Origin of the sequence: Dactylosporangium sp. CA-152071 (genome assembly GCF_050936335.1) — a bacterium.
In the GTDB taxonomy this organism is placed as follows: domain Bacteria; phylum Actinomycetota; class Actinomycetes; order Mycobacteriales; family Micromonosporaceae; genus Dactylosporangium; species Dactylosporangium maewongense.
Map to the genome: position 1 here is coordinate 5531225 of NZ_JBNJMZ010000001.1, position 18299 is coordinate 5549523.

An 18299-nucleotide genomic window follows, 5' to 3' on the forward strand; every position below is an offset into this window, starting at 1 on the left:
CGAGCCACGTCGTGGTTCGTCAGGTGCGCTGACGGCGGCACCTCCGTGATCACCAAGGCGATCATCGACAAGGCCTCGGGGGCGCGAACGAGAGCGCCTTCCTGGGATGCGGCGGTAGCACAGGGGGTCTGTTCCGTTCACGTGAACGGAACAGACCCTCTGCCCGCGAGGTACATCGTGCACTTACGTTGCCGCGCGGTTCGCGCGGTCGACACCCGGGGTGACACCGCAGCGGGCAGCCGGTCGGCAACCTCCGCCGCTGTGCAAAACGCGAACCCGTCCAGCTCCTCGACGCGGAGCCTGATCCGGCCCGGGTCGTCGAGCGTGCCACCGTCGAACGTGAAGCTCATCAGCGCCCGAGTCCGGGCACCCGCCGGCGGCGCCCAATCCACGACGAGCAGTGCGCCCACCTGGAGGTTGAGCCCGAGTTCCTCACGGACCTCACGTACGGCCGCCTCGTGCGGCGCCTCGCCCTCGTCGACGTACCCGCCGGGCAGCGTCCAGCGGTCCTGGTAGTTCGGCTTCACCAGCAGCACCCGCCCGTCGGTGTCGGTGATGAGCACCGACACCACGGCGTGGAACGCGGCGAGCTTCGAGAACCACTCCTCAGGTGGGAGCCACTCGGACATCAGGCAGCCAACGGCGCGCGCTCGACCTGCCGCAGGAACCGCGCCGCGGCCTGGTTCCTGCGGTGCGGTCGCAGCAGATGCGCGAGCTCGTCGACGCGTTCGACGACCCGCCGGGACCGGACCTCACCGGAGAGCGCCAGAGCTTCGGCGCCGAGTGCGGCGGCATGCTCGACGTCCGGTCGCGGCCCGGTCGCGTGGACGGTCGCGGTCAGCGCGGTGTGCAGCGCCCGGGTTCGGGTGCCGCCCTCGTCGACGAGCATCGCGTCTGCGGCGTGCTGCAGGGCCCGGTCGGGGCGGCCGAGGTCCCGCCAGCAGCGCATCGCCGTGCCGGCGAAGTGCGCCGGCGTGAAGTACCCGGCCCACGCGGGGCCGCCGCTGGTCGCCTTGCTCATCGCCCGCTCCGCGTTGCGGAGCGCCGTGGAGCAGCTGGCCTCGTCGCGGGAGATCGCGTGCGCGCACGCCTCGGCGGTGTAGAGCCGCGCCATCACCGACGGGTGAGCGCGCCGGGCGCCCTCGACGGCGGCCCTGGCGAGCCGGACGGCCTCGGCGGGCTGGCGGAGGAACACGGCCTGCGTCGCCATGTTGGCGAGGATGTGGGCGCCGTACGCGGTGTCATCGCCGGCCTTCGCGAGGCGCAGGGCCTGGATGAAGTACCGCTGTGCCACGCCGTGGTCGCCGACGTCGTACGACATGAACCCGACCTGCCCGGTGAGTTCGGCGACGGCCGCGTGCAGCTCGCGGCCGACCTTGTCGGTGTAGCCGCCGTGCAGCATCGGGGTCACCTCGCGGTGCAGCCAGCCGACCATGAGCGCGCGGGCGTGTCCGCCGCCGTGCTGCCGGTCGAGGTTGAGCAGCTGCTGTTGGCTGGCGCGCAGGGCGGCGACGTCGCCGAGGCTGACGCGCCGGCCGCCGTTGCGGGACACGTCGGGGTCGCGCGGGTCGAACATCCACCGCCACCCGGCGGTCATGGTTGCGCCCACGACGAGCGGGGCGGCGGTCAGGACGTCACGGCGCAGCAACAGGTACCTCCACAGGTCGGCGACGGTGGTACGGCTGTCCTCGAGGGACGAGTCGTACGTCAGGCCGAGCCGTGTCAGGTCTGCGCCGCCGCGCCGGAACCCGAGGTCTTCGGGGTTGATCGTCCGGCGGAGGCGCCGAGACAGTACCTCCGCGATGACGGCCGGGGCGGGGTCGTCGGGGGTGCGTCCTCGGAGCCACCAGTAGACGGAGGCGCCGTCGTATTGCAGCTCGATGCCGCGGCTCTGCCGGCTGTGTGCGTTGACCTGGCGGGCGAATGCTGCCTGGGTCTGGCTGTATCCGGCGTCGGCGAGCAGGGCGTCGAGTTCGTGGTTTGTCACGGGCTTCGGCATGGCGGTCACCCTGATCCGGTGCGCGAGGCGGTGAATGCTGGGGCGGTTTGAGCGTACGGGCGCGGCGGCGGCGGGGACATGGCTGCGCAAGGGTGCGCAACGTCGAGCATGAATGCGCCGGGGTGCGCAAGCTGCTCCATCTCCCGCCGGCCTCCTTCCGGGCGGAGCGTGGTCGTCACGGGTTCGGCGGCGACTACGGCCGTCGTCGGGCCCACCCAACCACGGGAGGTGCGCGGTGCGGTCAGTGCTACTCGGCCGGTTCGATGCCGGCTTCGCGGCAGATGCGGCGGACGCTCTCTCGGGTGTAGACGCCGTTGAGGCGTTCGAGGATGGTCTTCTGCCGGATGCCGGCCTTCGCCTCGGCGACGATCTGTTCGGCCAGCGTGTTCCGCGCGGCTTTCAGATGTTCGGCGGCGGCCTGACGGGAGCGCTTGGCGTCTTCCATCGCTCGGATGGCGGCCTTCTCGGCGTCTCGGCTGTTGGCGAATGCGGCAGCCGCAGCAGCAAGCGGGTCGGCTGCCGCGCTGGCCGTCTCCTGGGGCTTTCGCGTGGTCACACTGTGCATGATCCCACACGCACCACACCACACTCAATGGTGGGCACTATGCCCAATGCCTTGACCCATGTGGCATCGTGCCGTAGAGTTCAAGGCGTAAGAGAAACGGGCCCCGGACGGTGCGCTAACACCAACCGGAGCCCTGAACCGGACACCTGCGCTAACAGGAGACCGATCTACATGGAACTTACCAAGGCTCCCGCCGCCACCCGCAAGCCCGTCCTGGCCATCGGCCAGCAGATGCAGGAGCAGGCCGGACGCACGGTTGTGACCCTCCAGCGCGTGACCTTCTCCGCCTGGACCGTCACCGTCTACCAGGGCAGCTACCGGGTCGAGGACCAGTGCGCGAGCTTCTCCGACGAGGTCGCCGCCGCGCTCACCGCCAGCGCCTACCTGCAGCTCGCCCGCGCCGAGGAGATCCAGGCCGAGACCGCCGACCCGGCCGCGCCGCTCGCCCAGGGTGAGATCCGCGAGCACACCGCCGGGCCGGTCAGCATCCGCATCTTCCAGACCGCGCAGGCCGGAATCCTCGTCCAGGGCCGCCGCAACGGCCAGCACGCCCCGGACCTCTGCTCCCGCCACGACTTCGAGGGTCACGCCCTCCGCCGGTACGCCGAGCTCGTCGCCGCGTACCCCGCCGCCTGACGCCTCCCCCCGCCGCGGGGCGGGACCACGACCCCCGATCCCGCCCCGCACCCCCAAACCTCGCGAGGAGCTCCCGCATGCCCATCGACCGTGAGCTGATGCTTGCCCGCCGGATCGACAGCCTCAACGGCTGGATCGCCGCCGGCTACTTCAACTCGGCCAGCGACGACGAGACCGCCGCCCGTGACGCGATGCTCGCCGACGGTCGCCTTGAGGCCCGCTGCTGGGACCGCATCAACATCGTCGCGCTCACCGACACCGGGCGGACGTGGATCAACGCGCAGCAGGACCACTGACCCGGGTGTCTTTCCCGTGCGCCCGGGGTCTCCCGGACGCACCGATGGCCACCCGGCCAGACCAGCACCAAAGAAGCGGGCCCCGAACACGCGACGCAACCGCAGCCCGGGGCCCTAGAGCAAACCACTGGAGGCCTCGCTCATGGCAACCAACCCTAAGGCCAACCGTTCCCACCTCTCCGTCGTCCCCCCGATCCCCGCGTTCGTGCCGTACCTCGCCGAGGCCGAGACCACGTGGTGGACCTGCCCCCGGTGGTGCCCCGGCGACTGCATCGGCGGCGGCCTCTGGCACGCCGAACCCCAGGGCCACGCCTACGAGATGGCCCGCGAGCACGAGCGCACCGTCTACCAGGCCGACACGGTCGACAAGGTCGACGGCGGCGAGGCCCGCATCTCCGTCACCTTGGAGCGGTCCGACTGGAACGAGGACGGCTGGACGCCCCAGACCGACGTCGTCCTCACCCTCACGGGCAGCGACTACAGCACCGCGTTCAGCGTCACCCTGACCCGCGCCCAGCGCCGCGAGCTCGCCGCCGCCCTGCTCAACGCCGACGACCTCGACGGCACCACGGACGCCGCGCCCGTGACGGTGGCGGCGTGAGCGGCTACGACGACGAGGCCGAGCACGAGTGCCCGACGGCGCTCGAGTGGAAGGTCGACGAGATGCACGCGCCCGGCCTGATCTTCACCCCGGCCGGGCGGTGGGAGACGATCGTCTCCCGCACCCCGCACGGCGAGATCCACGCCCAGGTCACCGTCACCACCGACCGGTGCGTGTGGCGGTTCTGGCGCTCGGACAAGCACCCGTACGTCGACGGGTGGAAGGCCCAGCAGCAGCGGTGCGTGGTGGTCAACGAGGGCGTCTCGCACATGGAGGTCGTCGTTGCCACCGGCCGCGGGTACAGCGCCCGCGGTCACGTGCTGGCGTCCGCGCATCAGGTCCGCGGGGCCGGGTGGCAGATCCAGGACCAGCCGTCGGGCGCCGGTGACGTCGAGTGCGTCACCGTGGCGTCGAAGGCGAAGGCGCGGTCGGAGATGAACCGCCGGGCTCGGGCGCACGCGAAGCGGGTCGGGCTGCCTGTGTGGCGCGACGACGCACGCCCGGCCGCTGCGGCGGTGACCCCATGACCGCCGCCGCCGTAGAGCCGATCGTTGCCCGCATCCCGATCTTCATGACGCGGGCAGATCGCCGGAACCAGTCCACCGCAGACAGGGCGCACGCCAGCATCGCCGGTTTCGTCGTCGACCCGGCCCAGCCGGACCTGCTGTCGATCTCCTGCCCGTCGTTCCTGCTGCGCCTCGACCGCGCGGGTGTCAAGCGGGGCATGGCGGAGCCATGGACCGACCCCGACGGGCAGGTGACCGTCTCAACGCACGTGTCTGGTGGCGCGCGCTGGCTGGTCGTTGACCTCGACGTCCCCTCGCTGCCGACCGCGCAGGTGCACACCCAGCTCGATCGGGTCGCCAACTTCCTGACGATGGCCGATGCGCTGCTGGGCTTCGCCTCCGACCGGTTCGCCGCCGAGGTCGCGGCCTGGATGGGTGCAACTCCTGGACCGACCACCGCCGGCCCGACACCGCCCGAGGTGACTGGATGAGCACGGCGACCCTGACCACCGCGCCCGCGTGCCCGCCCTGGTGCACGCAGGACCTGATCGATGACGACGGCGCCGTGCTGCACGAGTCGGCGCCGGAGTTCATCGAGGCCTCCGGCGGCAAGTCTCTGATCGCCGGCAGCGTGTCGCTGCGCCTCAACCGGTACGACCTCGCCGGGCTTGCCGGCGTCGTGGCGGTCAGCGTCGACTCGCACCCCGATGGCGTCGACCTGAATGCCGCCGAGCTGCGTCAGCTTGCCGCCGCTGCCCTGAACCTCGCCGACCAGATCGAGGAGACCCGATGACGATCACCGTCGAGCGCCCCGCCGTCACCGGCGGGGCCCCGGCCCAGAGCACCGGGCTCCGCTTTGTCCCGTGCCCCGACCGGCTGCCGTGGTGCTTCACCCACGAGACCGACCCGGACGGCGCCGAGTACCACCACGGCGCGTACACGCCGATCAAGACCGGCGGCCCGGCAAGCCTCGTCGCCGCCGAACAGCCGAAGACGATCGAGGTCACGGCCGCCCGGCTCGACACCAACGACGGGCAGACGCTCCCCGTGGTGTGGCTCCTGCCGGCCGACTTCGGCTCGCTGATCACCGACGCGGTCGGGTTCACGCCCGAGCAGGCCCGCGCGTTCGCCGCCGCCCTGCTCGACGCCGCCGACAGCGTCACCACCACCCGGGGCGAGGTGACCCGATGAGCATCCCGCGCCGTGAGGCCCTGCTGCAGATCGCTGCCGCGGTCGCCGGGGGCATGCCCTGCCCGATCCGGATCGTCCTGACCCACCACGACGTGGTCACCCTCCACACCGCCACCATCGCGGCTGGCCTGGAGTGGCTGGAGTGGTTCGGGATGGGGCAGATCGAGCTGACCGCCCTCGGCACCGGATACATCGAGATCCACAACCATCGGGTGCTGTGGTGGCACGGCCGCCGCGCAACGGTCTGCTCCGACGAGCGGCCCGCGAAACCAGCCGAGTCCATCACCGCCGACCGTGTCCGTGCCGCTGTCGCGGAGGTGTCCCGTGTCGCCGCATGACGTGCGCCACCCGGCGTGGTGCGAGATCGCCGAGTGCACAGCCGAGCCGGGTCACCTGCACTACAGCCGACCGATCGACGTCCCCGCAGACGCCGGCAACCCGGACAGCGCCCGGTTCATCCTCACCGTCTACGGCGACGCGGACAGCCGCCCGCTGCTCGAACTGGGCATCGTGGCCGGCGCAGGGCTGAAGCCGCCCCCGGTTGTCGAGGTCGACGAGGCCCAGCTCCGCGACCTTTACACCGCGTTCGGCGCTGTCCTGCGCGTGCTCGCCGCCGCCGACCCGGCCGTGACCGAACTGCCCACCCTCGACCCCGCGAACGGCGGTGCCCAGTCATGACCATCACCCTCGACCGTCCCGCCACCACGGCGCCCATCGAAGCGCCGCCCGCGCGCTGCCCGCAGGGTCTGCCGTGGTGTGCCGGCACTCCGGACAACCACGACCTCGAGGTGCTCCGCGAGGACGAGACGATCTACCACGACAGCGCCTCCATCGACCTGCCGATGTCCGCCGGTGACCAGCGCGGCAGCAACGGCTTCACGCTCAACCTGGAGCGGCGGGACACCCTCGACGGTGCCGCGGGCCGGACCCGCCTCTACATGGCGACGACCCGCGACCGGATGCCCGGCGGGGACGGCGGCTACGCCACCCTCGACGAGGCCGACCAGATCGCCCGGGAGATCCTCGCGCACGTCATCGCGGCCCGCGGCATGAAGCGCGCCAGTGACCTGCGTATCGGCGACCGGATCGCCGTCGACCGAACCACGCACACCGTGACCGGGCTGCGGCTGAACCAGGGGGCGGGCACCGTCCGCGTCCACACGGACCTGTCCGGGGCGTGTGTCGCCGCCGAGTTCAAGCCGGGGGAGATGGTGCCGCTCCGCGGTCTGCGGACCCGGATCACCACCTACCTCACGCCGGCCGCCGTGACCGCGCTCGCCCGGCTGTCGTCGCGGCAGCGAACCGCGATGCAGCTGCGCTACGTCGACGGCATGTCGACGACCGACACGGCCCGCGTGATGGGTGTCAAGCCCGACAAGGTGAAGACGTACATCGGCCGTGCCAAGACGCAGCTGCGCTCATGGGGTCTGCTCGACGTCGCGCCGGCGTTTGGCGGTGCGGCATGACCGCCGTGATGGAGCCGCCCACCGTCGAGGTCCTCGACGTTGAGGCTGCCTACCGGGAACTACGCAGGCCACTCCTTGCCATGGTCCATCGCACCATGGGTGGAGCCCGCGACGCGGAGGACGTCGTCCAGGAGACGTTCGCCTACGCCTGGACCATCCGTGACCGCTTCGAGCAGGACCGCCACCCGGCGCCGCTCATCTGGACCATGGCTCGCCATCAGATCCTGGCAGCCCACCGGCGGCGCCGCGACGTTCCCGCCAGTGACGTGGTTGACCTCGCCGAGCATGACTCGCGCGCCCCAGCGCAGATGAGCGCCGCGAACCACCGCCGGCTGCGCCGGCTTCACGCAGCGCTAGACAAGCTCGGCGCGAGCCGACGCTCTGCCCTCGTGCTGCACTACGGCCACGACATGCGGTGGTCCGACGTCGCCGACGAGATCGGCATTGCCGAGCACAACGCCCGGCAGCTCGGCCACAACGCCCTTCTCCAGGTTCGGGAACTGCTCGACGAGCGCCCGCCGGCACTGACCCGCACCGACGTCGCGGCCGAGGCGCTGCGTGAGGGTGTGCTCTCGCGGCTGAGCCCGAGGGCCGCCGAGGTGGCACAGCTGCGCTACCTCGACCAGCTCGACAACCAGGAGATCGCGCGCAGGCTCGGCATCAGCACGGGAACGGTCCACTCGCACCTGAAGAAGGTCAACGCCGCCATCCGGGCGGTTGCCCCCGAGATCGAGACGACATGGCCGACCCTCGCGGCGGCCGTGTCGGACCCGGACCAGCTTGCGACCCTCACCCCTCGGCAGCAGCAGGCAGTCCTGCTGCGGTTCCGGGACGGCCTCGGCGCCACGGAGGCCGCCCAGCGCCTGGGCATCGCCCCGCACGCGGTGACTCGCCTATGCGACGAAGCCCGCCGTCGCCTCGCCGGCGCCAGCGCCACCGAGTCAACCCGCAAGTTCACCAAGACCGAAGGAGGCGAGCCCCGATGACGCTCGCGATCGAGAAGCCCGCACCGGACCTGTCGACGTCGGACGTGAAGGTCGTCCTCCCGGACTGCCCGCCGTGGTGCATCGGCGAACCCGACTGGCACGACCCCGACTACGCCGTAGTCCACGCGAGCAACCACCACAGCGAGCGGACGCCGATGTCGGGCCACGGCTGGGACGCGCTCGGCGACATCGACAACGACTTCGCCACGTACGCCCGTGCGCACCTGATGATGGACCGGCACCAGGGCCTGATGGTGGAGATCGGCCTCGGTGGGGCGCCTCGTTCTGCTCGGGTGGGGGCGAACTCCGATGCGATCGCGACCCTCGACGAGACCGAGCGTTTCGCGCTGCACCTGCTGGCGCTCGTCGCGCTGGGCCGTGAAGGCGGTGAGGTCCGGTGACCGCCGTCCTCTTCGCGGGCAACTCGTGCTTCCGGGTCGTCGAGCTGCCGCCGCCCGCTCCGTGCCCGCCGTGGTGCCGCGTGACCGCCGAGTGCGGCGCGCACCGCGAGGAGCGCCACCACGAGGCGACCGCAGTCAACGTCGGGCTCGGCGAGCCCGACGTGACGGCGCTCGTGGTGGCCTGCCGCGACGACGACGACCTGCGCAGCCCCGACCCCGGGGTGCCCTACGTCTGGCTTGCCGGCGACGGCCCGACCCGCGGCAACCACGACTGGGCGGAAGCCCTCACCCCGGCCGCGGCCCTGCAGCTCGGCCAGGCACTGATCGCCGCCGCGATCCAGGCGGCCGACCTCGTCCCGGCGGGGGTGCAGTCGTGACGATCGCACCGCACCGCCCTCACGTCGGCCACCTGCCGGGCGCGTGCTCCGGCGGTCCGCCGTGGTGCACCGAGCACATTCAGCACCACGACCACACCGACTGGCACACGTCGCCAGCCACGGTCGTCCCGGCGGACCGCAGCAGGGGCGACGACGCCGCGTCGGTGTTCGTTGCCCAGCTGGAGCAGCCCGAAGTTCACCTGATGGCGCTCGTCAACGACGGCACCGAGCTGGAGACGTACCGGTTCAGCCCCAACCGAGCGTTCGAGCTCGCCGCCGCCCTGTTCGAAGCGGCGTGCACCGCGGTCAACGCGGTCCCCGCCGGGCGGCTGCAGATCGGCGACTACATCACGGTCGGCGGCACCGTGCAGTCCGTCGTCGCGCTGCTCCACGACCTGTGGTGCTGCACGGACACCGACTGCCCCGGCGAGGTCCAGGTCTTCACCGACCTGAGCGAGGAGACCGACCCGGACACGCCGGCGCTGCACGTCCGCGTCGACGCGATGGTTCAGCTCGGAGCGTCGGCGTGAGCGCCTACCCGGTCCAGCCGCTCGGCGAGGACGACGACCCGCGGTTCACGCTCGGCCTCGTGCTGGACGTGGCCCGGGTGCTCGCCGCGCACGGCTTCCCGGACCTGACCAACCCGGCCGTCGCCCGCGGCGGGGACCTCGTCGACCTGCAGCAGGCCCTCTACCGCTTCATCTACACCAGCCGTGAGGAGACCCCGTGAGCGACCACGGCACCGACGTTTTTCCGGACGACGGAACCGGCGGCCCTTGGGCGGACGGACAGCCCGGCCCCGTGACGCCCGCGCGCGTGGGACCGGACGGTACCGAACCCGACTACGGCCGGACGTCGCGACGACGCGGCAAGGTCGCCGAGTACGACGCCGACCTCGAGAAGACGAACGCGTGGACGAACAAGCTGAAGGCCGTCTTCTACCTGTTCGTGCTCCTGACCGCTCTCGGCGGGCAGGTGTCCGGCGCGGTCGAGGTCATCGGCGTGCCGTGGTGGGTCGCGGTCCCCGCCGTGTCCGTGCTGGAGCTCGGCGGGGTCGTCATCATGCGGACCGCCGAGGTGCGGCGCCGACTCGGCGAGAGCGCCATATTCACCTACCTGCTCGCCGTCGGCATCGCCGCGTTCGCGACCGTCTTCAACTGGATGGCGCACGACAACAAGGTGACCGGCGCGTTCTTCGCCTTCATGTCGACCGTCGGGTTCCTGGTGTGGGCGCTGTCGACCGAGCACCGGCGGCGGGACCGGCTCCGTGCGAACGGCCAGATGTCGGACCTGCCGCCCCGGTACGAGTTCATCACGCACTGGGTGCGGCACCCCTGGATCACGCTGCGGGCGCGGTCTATGGCGAAGGCCAAGCCGAGCCTCGGCCTGACGGGTTCGCTGTTCCAGGCGGAACTGGCGATGCGCCGGGACCGCCGGGTGAAGGGCATCAGCCGCGTCCTGGAAAAGAAGATCCGCAAGGCGGTCGACCCGGTGACGGCAGGCATCGCGATCAACGCCTACGATCTCGATCGCGTCGCCGACGAGTTGGAGCGGCAGGCGGACTACGTCGGCCTGACCGACCTCATCGCCGCGGACCTGCTGCCGTCGCGGATCGCCGCACACCAGGCGCCGGTCCGGGTGCCGTCGATCGCGGGCGAGCCGTTCGACCCGGACGAGGTCAAGGACGAGATCTTGGCCGCTGTCCGGCAGGCCGTCGACGGCCAGATGGCCGGCCACATCGCGGCCATCGAGTCGGCCACTGCGGCGGCCACGGCCAGGCTCGAAGCGGCGGCCAATCTGGCGGCCATTCAGCGGCCGGAATTGGCCGCGGTCGTGGCCGACGAACCGGCCACTTCGGCGGCCACGAATGGCCGAGAACTGGCCGTTGAGGTGGCCGACGAACCGGCCATGATCGGCGCCAGCGACGGCAGCAACCTGGCCGACGAGTACGACGACGAGCAGGGCGGCGAGCAGGGGGAACGCGGATCGGCGGGCGGCCAGCCACAGCGGAAGCCACGGCCAGACCGGGGCTCGGCAACCGTGCAGAAGGTGGCCGCAGCGCTGAAGCGCAACCCACAGGTCACCGCGGCGCAGTTGGCCGCGAGGTTCGACGTCCCAGAGCGCACCATGCGGCGCCATGTCACGGCCGCCAAGGCGAGCCTCGGCCACGCCAACGGCTACGACCACGGGGCGGCCAGATGAGCGCCCACCGAGGGGCGGCCGGGGCGGCCACCACTGGCCGTGGACGAGGTGATCGGCGGTGACCCTGCCGACGCCGGATGAGATGCTGGCCCACGCCGAAACCGACCTTGACCGCGCCGCCCGTGCGCTCACTGACGCTGCCGACTGGCTGCGTTCCGACTGGACGCCGGTCGGGAGCCCGCTCACCGCCGAGCAGGCGCGGCGCCGGACTGCGATGCGGGCGGCGATCACCGCGGCGAGTGCGGCGATCAGCCAAGTTCTGCCGTGACTTCCACCGTCGGCGGCTGCTCTCCCCTGCCGGCCGCCGACGGTGGGGTTCGTGGGATCAGTCAGCAGCTCAGCGCGCCGGCTGATCCCGATGATCCTCAAACGCTCGACGGTGAGCCCAGAGAAGGGGAAGGGGTTGCCGGTCTCCCCGACGCCGGCTCGTCCCGGGGGCCCGCTCTGGCGTCCTCACTGGTGGGAGCGGCTGCCGCCGGTCGAGAAGACGGGCGGGGAAGAGGGTCCGGAAGAGGTCCGGGAGACCCGCAGGAAGACCGCCGGAAGAGGGGCGGGAAGACCTCCCCCGGCACGGGGGCGCGCTCACTGCGTGTCACCGGCAATGCGGCGGCGGCAGCCGTTGCGGCAGTCCAATCCGGCGCCAGGAGCGACCCAACGCGGCCCCGTGACGCGCACGCGCGCGAGGCTACGCAGTTGGCCGCCGCATAGCAACTCACTCACAGCAACCAAGGAGCCGACCTTCATGAGCCAGACCCCCGTCCACGAGGACACCGCCCGCCGGCGCACCGCCCGGCAGAACGCTTCACGTGAGCGCCGGGAAGCGTTCTGGGCGCAGCGTCTCGCCGCCGCCGACACCCACCGGAAGCGGACGCAGGTCTGGTATGACCGCCTCCGCGCCGTGGTGCGCGGCGGCGTACCGGCGACGCTCGCCGACGAGCTGTGGCGGGTCATCATCGACGACCTGCAGCAGCTGTGCCTCCGCCTCGAAGACCGGGTCGAGCAGCACCAGATCGAGCAGCGGGAGCGTCAGCGTGTCCTGCCGACGAAGCGGAAGGGTCTGACCTTCTGGTGAGCCGGCCGAACGCGTCGCGCACCGTCGTAACACCGGTTCGTGACCACGGCTGCTTGCCGACAGCGTCGGCCGCTGGTATCGCGCGCGTGACACGGACGCGCACACCCGCATGTGCACGCGGACTTCTGGGCGTGGACCGCTACGGCCGGATCCAGTGCACGCAAGCAATCACGCAATCCCCACATCGAGCGGCCTGCGGGCCGGAACAGGAGAGCACCATGGCACCCCTGCACGTAGGCGGTATGGACGGCATGACCGAGGCCGAGGCTCTGTGGAGCTACCGGACGATCACGACCGGGCTGCCCGAGACGATCGACGGCACGACCCGCCCCGTCGACGAGGTCGACCCGGCGTTCAAGGCGAAGCAGCTCACCGAGTGGCAGGACCTGCTCGACGAGGTCCGCGACTACCTCGCCGACGACGCCAGCCCGGAGGCGCGCGAGTACTTCGCCGGCGAGCAGCGGCGGATCGACGCGTTCCGGTAGCTCTCGGCTCTCTCCTGCCGCGCCGGGACGCATGTCCCCGGCGCGGCAGGGCCTAACGGTGGACGCCTAACGGCAACCCTGTGCCCCTGTCCCCGTAGAGCGGCCCGGTCACCTGCGGTACTCGCCGAACGCCACGAGCACGAGCCGCCTGCCGGCCGTGATCTGCCGGACCGCGTGGGGCGTTCGGGACGTGAACGCGATCAGGTCGCCGCGGTGCAGGTCCATGTCCTGACCGCCGATCTCAAACTCCCCACCCCGGAAGTCCCTGTCCGGCTCGTTCAAAAGCAGGCTGAACGAGACCGTCCGGTCCCATGTGTCAGCACCAGCGTCGATGTGGTCGGTGTGCTCTGGAAACCGGTCGCCCGGCAGGTACTCGACGACGCCGAACTCGCCGCAGTAGTTGATCGGCGCTCCAAGGACTTCGCCAGCGCCGACAAGGGCGTTGCTGATGATGCCGCCCCAGTCTTCCCATGGCGGCTCTGCTGCAAGGCGTGGCGGCTGAAACCCGGGGTACCGTTCGACGAGGCTTCCCGTGGGGCGTGGCAACGCGAGGAGCCGGGCAATAAGCACGTCGGGCAGCACGTTGCGGCACAGGATCGACCCCGCGCCGATCAGCGGCGGCGGAGGCAGTTCCGGGGCCGGGTCAACATCGACAGGGACGCCGTACCGCTCGGCGAGTTGGTCGGAGACCGGCCCGAGCCACCCCGAGACCGTGAGCCTCCGGACGCGACCCGAGCTGACCCAGACTGAGCCGTTGGCCGCGTACAGGTTGCTGGCGAAGTCCGGCGCACTGGATTGAACTTCGAGCTCTGCGGTCACGTGCGGGACGTGCGTCCAGAAGTCCCGGAGACCAATGTCGTCCGCGCCGGGTGGCGCCCACGCGAACACCTTGGAGACGTGACCGTCCGGGCCGATCTTCGCCCGGGTCGCACGCTCGGGCGCAACAAGCAGCACGGCCGGGCGTTCGCCAGCAGCTAGCCGAACGCGGAGATCTCGCTCGGCCCGCTCGGCGTGGAGGTGTCCCTCGCGCGCCGGTCGGTCCCGTGGACCTCGGGTGAATGTGTCGGCGGCGGCGACCCGGTAGTGCCGGGTGTGCGTCGTGCGCGTAGGACGTCGTGCCGCAGTGCCGCTAGACACGAGGGCCGCTCCGGAGGTCACGCGCAAGCTGGTCGGTGGCCCGTTCGACGCGGACGTCGATCATCGACACGAGTGCTTTCAGTTGTGGGTCTGCCGCCGACAGGATCACGTTGAACTGGGGTTCGCCGCCGCCGGTCTGCGGGTTGGGGATGACCTCGGGCCGGCCGGTGCCGTTGTAGGCGAGGCTCAGACCCTGCGGTAGATGGCCGCCGCTGTCGTACACGCCGAACGGAATCTGCGGTGCTGCGGCGCCCACCAGGCCACCCGCGCGGAGAGCCACGTGGATGTGGTTGCGGTGCTGCTCCATCAACGCGTTGTTGAAGGAACCCTTATTCACCCCCCGCGTGTACGCGTAGTCGCGGGTCCGCGTGCGGTGGATGAGCTCCAGGGGGCGGTGCGCGGCGAGGTAGGTCGCGAGGGCGTCCTGGTTGAAGCCCATCCAGTCAATCGCGCGTCCTGAACCGTGCCACTTCGGGTCACCGGGTCTGTAAGCATTCCCGAACGTGCCACCGCCGGGGCCGGACTTGATCAGGGCGAGAACGGCTTTCCACACGCCGCTGTCGCCGCGCTGCGCCGAAGGGCTCGACGGCCACGCACCGGCGATGCCCTTGATGGCGACCGCAGCAGCGACCTCTTCCCGTGTCGGGATGCGCGTGGTCTTCGTGGTCGCCGGGAACGGGTAGTGCTCCGTCAAGAAGCCCTGCACGAGACCGCCGGCCGCGTATGTCCGTGCGGCGGCCTTCGGGAACTTCAGGTCGTTGACGGCATGCATGAACCCTGTGCCGTAGTGCTGCACCGCGGCGGTCTTCTGCACGAACTCGCCGTTGGACAGCCAGTACCTGGCGCCCGTGGCGCGTTCGGCGGCCGGCACGTCATCGGAAGTGCCGGTGCCGGGTCCGACGACGGGGCCGCCGGCGGCGAGCAGCGACCCGCGCGAGTTGCCCTTGCCGCCCGGAGAGGTGACGTCGGGGTGCAGCCTCCCGCGGGCGGTGCTCAAGCTAATGCCTTCGCGGAGCGCCGTTTGGTAGACGAGCAACTCATCGAGCTGGGCCTTCGTCGCGTCGATGCCGCTGATCGTGACGTCGGTCGACTTCGACGGCGGCACCTTGCCGTAGATGTCGATCAGGTTCTGGACGGCCTTGCCGTTGATGCCGTGCTGAGTGGCGTTCTTCTTGAGCGCCTCGACCTCTTCGTCATGCTTCTTCGTCGCCGACTCGATCGACTCGCCGTCCGCGACACGAGCGCGGAAGGTCGCGTTGATCGCGGCGAGCTGATCCTTGAGGCTGTCACGCAGTCTCTGACCAGCCTCGGTGTTGAGGTCGAGTGTCTTGGCGCCCTTGCCGGTCAGGTTCTCCCGTACCTCAAGCACCTTGTTGGTGTTGAGGAGCGCCTTGGCCTGGTTCTCGGCGGCCTCGTCGGCGGCGCGCGCAGACCCGAACAGGAGGTCCTCGGCGTCTTTCAGCGCGCGGGCCTTGTCGGCGGTGGAGGACTGGGCGCTTGCGAGGATCTTGTACGAGTCGGCGAGGGTCTTGACCGTCGGCGATGCCTCGTCGAAGACCCCGTTCGCCTTCTTCTGCTCGGCGGCGAGCCCGGACGCGAGCCGGGCCGCCTCGGCGGCGTTGGCGTTGGTCGAGTCGAACGCCTTCTGGAGCGCCTCGAGGTCCTTGATGCGGCGCTCGGTAGCCTCGTGCGCCTCGCCGCTCTGGAACGCCTTCTCCAGGTACGCGAGGTCGATCTGGTTCTGGATCGCCTTCGTAACCTCATCGCGGGCGGCGACCTCGCCGTTGAGGCCGGCGGCGAGCGTCTGTGAGCTGATGCCTGCCTGTTGGGTCAGTTCGACGAGGCCGCGGAGCTTCTCGTTCTGGGCGAGGATCGCCTTCGCGTTCTCGACGGTTGCCGGGTTGACGCCCTCCTTGAAGGCGCGGCCGTAGTCGCCGAGCGCTGAGGTGAGCGCCTGGGCTTCCTGCTTCGCCTTCTGGTTCTGTGAGACGAAGTACCCGATGGTGACGGCGGCGGCGGTGAGCGCCAGGACGAACGGACCGCCGATCGCGCCGCTCATCGCGTTGATCGCCCGGGTGGCGGCGGTCGTCGTGCTGGGGATGGCGCCGGCCTGCGTCATCGTGGTTGTGGTCACCGACCCGAAGGTGATCATCCGGGCGGCGCCGGTCAGGAGGCCCGAGTTGAGGAGGCCCTGCGCGCCGGCAGCGAGCAGCGTCGCCGCCTTGTAGGCGGTGATCCCGATGACGAGCCCGGTCAGCACCGGCAGCGGGATAGCGTTGAGGCCTGCGGTGATCCCGCGGAGGACGCCGAGGACGACGGACCCGACGGGTGCGTACGCCTGCCCGATGCGGACGCCCACCCGGATGAGCTCGCCGATGGTGGCGACGACCCGCGGTCCCTCGACGCTCGCGTAACGGATGAACTCCTGGAAGCCCTTGTTCGTCGACATCCCCTGCGAGAAGTTCGCGAACCGATCGGTGAGGTTGATCAGCCCGCGGCCCATCGACCGCTCGAACGGGATGAACGCCTGCACCATGCCGGCGATGCCGACGGCCACGTTCCCGGTCACGGTGACTAGGCCTCGCAGGGTCGGCACGCCCTCGTTGCCGACGAGCGTGAAGAACCGCGACCAGAACGGCGACGTGAGCGCGCGGCCAGCCCGATCCGCGGTGCGCCCCAGCTCGTCGGCGAGCTCGCCGACGTAGTCCGTCAGACCGTCCATGTACGGCAGGAGCCGCCGGATACCCGCCTCGGCGCCCGGCAGGAGACCGTCGGACGCTGACGCGCGAAGACGGTCCAGGTCGGGCTTCAGGCCGAAGATGAAGCGGGCGAACCTCTGGCCGCTGAGCGGCAGGGTCCGCAGCTCGTCGTCGAGCTTGTCCAGTGCCGAGCCTGCCGTCGACGCGGTCGCCGAGAGTGCCGCGCCGGCGGCCCGCTGTGCGGCTGTGATCGCGGCCTGGCCCTGCGCGATCTGGAACGCTGCCTGCCGGGCCTGCGACGCCGCCTGCAGCCGCGCCTCACCCTCGGCGCGGACAGCGTCGGTAACCTTCTGCTGCGCCTCCGCGAGCGAGCGTTGCGCCTCGAGGACACGCTTCGACCCGTCGATGCCGGTCTTCCGGTCGCGCTCCTGATCGGCGGCGAGACGCCGCCCGGTGATCGCGAGTTCCTCCGCCTGCTCCTGCGCTTCGGCGAGAGCGTTCGCGGTGTTCTCCCCGCCGAACGACGCCAGCTGGCGCTGCAGCTCCGCGACCTGCGTCGCGGCCTTCGCCTGGTCGACGGCGTTGCGCTTGAGCGCCTGCGCCGTGTCCTCCTGACTGCGGCGTTCCGCCTCGCGGGCGTCGTTGAGCGACTCCTGCGCCCGGGTCGCTGCCTCCTGCGCGCGAGTGACCGCGCGTTCCGCGTCGGCGATCTGCTGCAGGCTGCGGCGCTGCTGGTCGGCGGCGTTCGCGCGGGTGTTGGCGAGGGACGCCACGGCGGAGCGGACCTGGTCGCTGCTGGACGCGAGGGACCTCTGTTGCTGGACCGCGGTGTTCCCGGTCTTGGCCTGCTCGGCTTGCGCGTTGCTCAGCGCCTTGACCGCGCCGCCGATGCCGCCGAACGCGAGCGCGAGCACGCCGACGGACGGGGCTGCGATGACGGCAGCGGCACCGATACCGCCGATCGCAGCGGCAGCCGACGCGGCGGCCGGGACGGCGGCCGGGCCGATGGTCAGGATCGCGTCAGTGAGACGGTTGACGCCGATCCTGGACCGGTCGGTGTCGACGTCGACCTCGGCGCCGGCCCTGCGCCCGTCCAGGCGTTCAAGCTGCTGTTCGAGCAGGGCAAGTTCGATGGAGGCGCGGCCGGTGTCGACGCGGACCCTCGGCGATGACGCGGTTGCGGCGAGCCGGTCGAGCTCGGCCCTGAGGCGGGCGACTTCCTCACGTGCCTGCGTCTCGGTGATGTCGATCCCGATGCGCTTCGTCGACAGCCTCTCCAGCTGGTCGCGGAGCTCCCGCATCTTCCGCTCGGCGTCGGTCGCCCGCGCGTAGATGTTGACCCGGTACTCAGGGAGCGCCCGCAGAGCTGCCCGGATTCGCTGCTCGGCGGTGGTCGCGAACGTGCCGCCGAACCGGTTGCCGAGGGCGGCGCCGTGGCGGGCGGCGGTCGGCGTAAGGCCGCTCAGGCTGCCGTTGACGGCGGCGCGGATCCGGGCCGATATCGCGGCGCCGAGGGCTGCGCCGATGGTGTTGCCGGCCGCCGTGGCGCCGGGTGTGGTTTGGGCGACGAATGCCGCCCAGAAGCCCGCAGTCCGAGGAATGACGTCGACGTGGACCGATCCCGCGGAGATGCCGCTAGCTGACCCGCCAGATGCTGCCACGGTCAGACCGCCCGTTCAT

At 71.1% G+C, this 18299-nt stretch carries 24 protein-coding genes; 19 read left to right on the forward strand and 5 right to left on the reverse strand.

Annotation, left to right across the window (positions count from 1 at the left end; genetic code table 11):
- Positions 1-137: 137 nt before the first annotated feature.
- The 3 genes from ACQEVZ_RS24655 to ACQEVZ_RS24665 all read right to left on the reverse strand — a co-directional run bounded on the left by ACQEVZ_RS24655 (position 138) and on the right by ACQEVZ_RS24665 (position 2555).
- Positions 138-629, reverse strand: coding sequence for an NUDIX domain-containing protein (locus tag ACQEVZ_RS24655; RefSeq protein ID WP_433370439.1), 492 nt, complete (start codon positions 627-629; stop codon positions 138-140).
- The gene (locus ACQEVZ_RS24660; protein WP_433370442.1) at positions 629-1999 is read right to left on the reverse strand and encodes a hypothetical protein; all 1371 of its coding nucleotides are present in this window, start codon (positions 1997-1999) and stop codon (positions 629-631) included. Before ACQEVZ_RS24660 ends, ACQEVZ_RS24655 begins: the two co-directional genes overlap by 1 nt.
- A gap of 247 nt (positions 2000-2246) precedes the next feature.
- Positions 2247-2555, reverse strand: coding sequence for a hypothetical protein (locus ACQEVZ_RS24665; protein ID WP_433370445.1), 309 nt, complete (start codon positions 2553-2555; stop codon positions 2247-2249).
- A gap of 180 nt (positions 2556-2735) precedes the next feature.
- Here ACQEVZ_RS24665 and ACQEVZ_RS24670 point away from each other — a divergent pair, with 180 nt between their 5' ends.
- From ACQEVZ_RS24670 to ACQEVZ_RS24760, 19 genes are all read left to right on the forward strand, one after another.
- The gene (locus tag ACQEVZ_RS24670; protein ID WP_433370448.1) at positions 2736-3200 is read left to right on the forward strand and encodes a hypothetical protein; all 465 of its coding nucleotides are present in this window, start codon (positions 2736-2738) and stop codon (positions 3198-3200) included.
- Between the two features lie 77 nt (positions 3201-3277).
- Positions 3278-3496, forward strand: coding sequence for a hypothetical protein (locus ACQEVZ_RS24675; protein WP_433370451.1), 219 nt, complete (start codon positions 3278-3280; stop codon positions 3494-3496).
- 142 nt (positions 3497-3638) lie between these two features.
- On the forward strand, positions 3639-4097 hold the full coding sequence (locus ACQEVZ_RS24680) for a hypothetical protein (RefSeq protein ID WP_433370454.1): 459 nt from the start codon (positions 3639-3641) through the stop codon (positions 4095-4097).
- Entirely contained in the window at positions 4094-4624 is a 531-nt protein-coding gene (locus tag ACQEVZ_RS24685) for a hypothetical protein (protein WP_433370457.1), read from the forward strand. Before ACQEVZ_RS24680 ends, ACQEVZ_RS24685 begins: the two co-directional genes overlap by 4 nt.
- Positions 4621-5094, forward strand: a complete 474-nt coding sequence (locus ACQEVZ_RS24690) for a hypothetical protein (RefSeq protein ID WP_433370460.1) — start codon at positions 4621-4623, stop codon at positions 5092-5094. Before ACQEVZ_RS24685 ends, ACQEVZ_RS24690 begins: the two co-directional genes overlap by 4 nt.
- Complete coding sequence (locus ACQEVZ_RS24695) at positions 5091-5396, forward strand: DUF6907 domain-containing protein (RefSeq protein WP_433370463.1); 306 nt, start codon at positions 5091-5093, stop codon at positions 5394-5396. Before ACQEVZ_RS24690 ends, ACQEVZ_RS24695 begins: the two co-directional genes overlap by 4 nt.
- Positions 5393-5794: a DUF6907 domain-containing protein gene (locus ACQEVZ_RS24700; protein WP_433370467.1), complete on the forward strand. Its 402-nt coding sequence runs from the start codon at positions 5393-5395 to the stop codon at positions 5792-5794. Before ACQEVZ_RS24695 ends, ACQEVZ_RS24700 begins: the two co-directional genes overlap by 4 nt.
- Complete coding sequence (locus tag ACQEVZ_RS24705; RefSeq protein WP_433370470.1) at positions 5791-6132, forward strand: hypothetical protein; 342 nt, start codon at positions 5791-5793, stop codon at positions 6130-6132. The genes ACQEVZ_RS24700 and ACQEVZ_RS24705 overlap by 4 nt, the downstream gene beginning before the upstream one ends.
- Positions 6119-6472, forward strand: coding sequence for a hypothetical protein (locus ACQEVZ_RS24710; protein WP_433370473.1), 354 nt, complete (start codon positions 6119-6121; stop codon positions 6470-6472). The genes ACQEVZ_RS24705 and ACQEVZ_RS24710 overlap by 14 nt, the downstream gene beginning before the upstream one ends.
- Complete coding sequence (locus tag ACQEVZ_RS24715) at positions 6469-7260, forward strand: sigma factor-like helix-turn-helix DNA-binding protein (protein ID WP_433370476.1); 792 nt, start codon at positions 6469-6471, stop codon at positions 7258-7260. Before ACQEVZ_RS24710 ends, ACQEVZ_RS24715 begins: the two co-directional genes overlap by 4 nt.
- A complete protein-coding gene (locus ACQEVZ_RS24720) occupies positions 7257-8246 on the forward strand; it encodes a sigma-70 family RNA polymerase sigma factor (protein ID WP_433370479.1) in 990 nt (329 codons plus the stop codon). Before ACQEVZ_RS24715 ends, ACQEVZ_RS24720 begins: the two co-directional genes overlap by 4 nt.
- Complete coding sequence (locus ACQEVZ_RS24725) at positions 8243-8647, forward strand: hypothetical protein (protein ID WP_433370482.1); 405 nt, start codon at positions 8243-8245, stop codon at positions 8645-8647. The genes ACQEVZ_RS24720 and ACQEVZ_RS24725 overlap by 4 nt, the downstream gene beginning before the upstream one ends.
- Positions 8644-9024 (forward strand): DUF6907 domain-containing protein, encoded by a 381-nt coding sequence (locus ACQEVZ_RS24730; protein WP_433370485.1) that lies wholly within the window; start codon positions 8644-8646, stop codon positions 9022-9024. The genes ACQEVZ_RS24725 and ACQEVZ_RS24730 overlap by 4 nt, the downstream gene beginning before the upstream one ends.
- Positions 9021-9554, forward strand: a complete 534-nt coding sequence (locus ACQEVZ_RS24735; RefSeq protein WP_433370488.1) for a hypothetical protein — start codon at positions 9021-9023, stop codon at positions 9552-9554. The genes ACQEVZ_RS24730 and ACQEVZ_RS24735 overlap by 4 nt, the downstream gene beginning before the upstream one ends.
- Positions 9551-9754 carry a hypothetical protein gene (locus ACQEVZ_RS24740; protein ID WP_433370491.1) on the forward strand — a complete coding sequence of 68 codons (204 nt, stop codon included), beginning with the start codon at positions 9551-9553 and terminating at the stop codon, positions 9752-9754. The genes ACQEVZ_RS24735 and ACQEVZ_RS24740 overlap by 4 nt, the downstream gene beginning before the upstream one ends.
- 86 nt (positions 9755-9840) lie before the next feature.
- Entirely contained in the window at positions 9841-11226 is a 1386-nt protein-coding gene (locus ACQEVZ_RS24745; protein WP_433370494.1) for a hypothetical protein, read from the forward strand.
- 58 nt (positions 11227-11284) lie between these two features.
- Positions 11285-11494, forward strand: coding sequence for a hypothetical protein (locus ACQEVZ_RS24750; RefSeq protein WP_433370497.1), 210 nt, complete (start codon positions 11285-11287; stop codon positions 11492-11494).
- Positions 11495-11968: 474 nt separating this feature from the next.
- Positions 11969-12298, forward strand: coding sequence for a hypothetical protein (locus ACQEVZ_RS24755; protein WP_433370500.1), 330 nt, complete (start codon positions 11969-11971; stop codon positions 12296-12298).
- 218 nt (positions 12299-12516) lie between these two features.
- Positions 12517-12783 (forward strand): hypothetical protein, encoded by a 267-nt coding sequence (locus ACQEVZ_RS24760; protein ID WP_433370503.1) that lies wholly within the window; start codon positions 12517-12519, stop codon positions 12781-12783.
- A gap of 108 nt (positions 12784-12891) precedes the next feature.
- Here ACQEVZ_RS24760 and ACQEVZ_RS24765 read toward each other — a convergent pair whose 3' ends face one another.
- Together ACQEVZ_RS24765 and ACQEVZ_RS24770 are read right to left on the reverse strand one after the other, a co-directional pair.
- Positions 12892-13602 (reverse strand): 2OG-Fe(II) oxygenase, encoded by a 711-nt coding sequence (locus tag ACQEVZ_RS24765; protein ID WP_433370506.1) that lies wholly within the window; start codon positions 13600-13602, stop codon positions 12892-12894.
- Between the two features lie 310 nt (positions 13603-13912).
- On the reverse strand, positions 13913-18280 hold the full coding sequence (locus ACQEVZ_RS24770; protein WP_433370509.1) for a hypothetical protein: 4368 nt from the start codon (positions 18278-18280) through the stop codon (positions 13913-13915).
- Positions 18281-18299: the final 19 nt, after the last annotated feature.

Excerpts from the sequence above, each read along its gene's own strand:
- ACQEVZ_RS24655 (WP_433370439.1), bottom strand. The coding sequence starts at position 629 with ATGTCCGAGTGGCTCCCACCTGAGGAGTGGTTCTCGAAGCTCGCCGCG.
- ACQEVZ_RS24660 (WP_433370442.1), bottom strand. The coding sequence starts at position 1,999 with ATGCCGAAGCCCGTGACAAACCACGAACTCGACGCCCTGCTCGCCGAC.
- ACQEVZ_RS24670 (WP_433370448.1), top strand. The coding sequence starts at position 2,736 with ATGGAACTTACCAAGGCTCCCGCCGCCACCCGCAAGCCCGTCCTGGCC.
- ACQEVZ_RS24675 (WP_433370451.1), top strand. The coding sequence starts at position 3,278 with ATGCCCATCGACCGTGAGCTGATGCTTGCCCGCCGGATCGACAGCCTC.
- ACQEVZ_RS24680 (WP_433370454.1), top strand. The coding sequence starts at position 3,639 with ATGGCAACCAACCCTAAGGCCAACCGTTCCCACCTCTCCGTCGTCCCC.
- ACQEVZ_RS24690 (WP_433370460.1), top strand. The coding sequence starts at position 4,621 with ATGACCGCCGCCGCCGTAGAGCCGATCGTTGCCCGCATCCCGATCTTC.
- ACQEVZ_RS24695 (WP_433370463.1), top strand. The coding sequence starts at position 5,091 with ATGAGCACGGCGACCCTGACCACCGCGCCCGCGTGCCCGCCCTGGTGC.
- ACQEVZ_RS24700 (WP_433370467.1), top strand. The coding sequence starts at position 5,393 with ATGACGATCACCGTCGAGCGCCCCGCCGTCACCGGCGGGGCCCCGGCC.
- ACQEVZ_RS24705 (WP_433370470.1), top strand. The coding sequence starts at position 5,791 with ATGAGCATCCCGCGCCGTGAGGCCCTGCTGCAGATCGCTGCCGCGGTC.
- ACQEVZ_RS24715 (WP_433370476.1), top strand. The coding sequence starts at position 6,469 with ATGACCATCACCCTCGACCGTCCCGCCACCACGGCGCCCATCGAAGCG.
- ACQEVZ_RS24720 (WP_433370479.1), top strand. The coding sequence starts at position 7,257 with ATGACCGCCGTGATGGAGCCGCCCACCGTCGAGGTCCTCGACGTTGAG.
- ACQEVZ_RS24725 (WP_433370482.1), top strand. The coding sequence starts at position 8,243 with ATGACGCTCGCGATCGAGAAGCCCGCACCGGACCTGTCGACGTCGGAC.
- ACQEVZ_RS24755 (WP_433370500.1), top strand. The coding sequence starts at position 11,969 with ATGAGCCAGACCCCCGTCCACGAGGACACCGCCCGCCGGCGCACCGCC.
- ACQEVZ_RS24760 (WP_433370503.1), top strand. The coding sequence starts at position 12,517 with ATGGCACCCCTGCACGTAGGCGGTATGGACGGCATGACCGAGGCCGAG.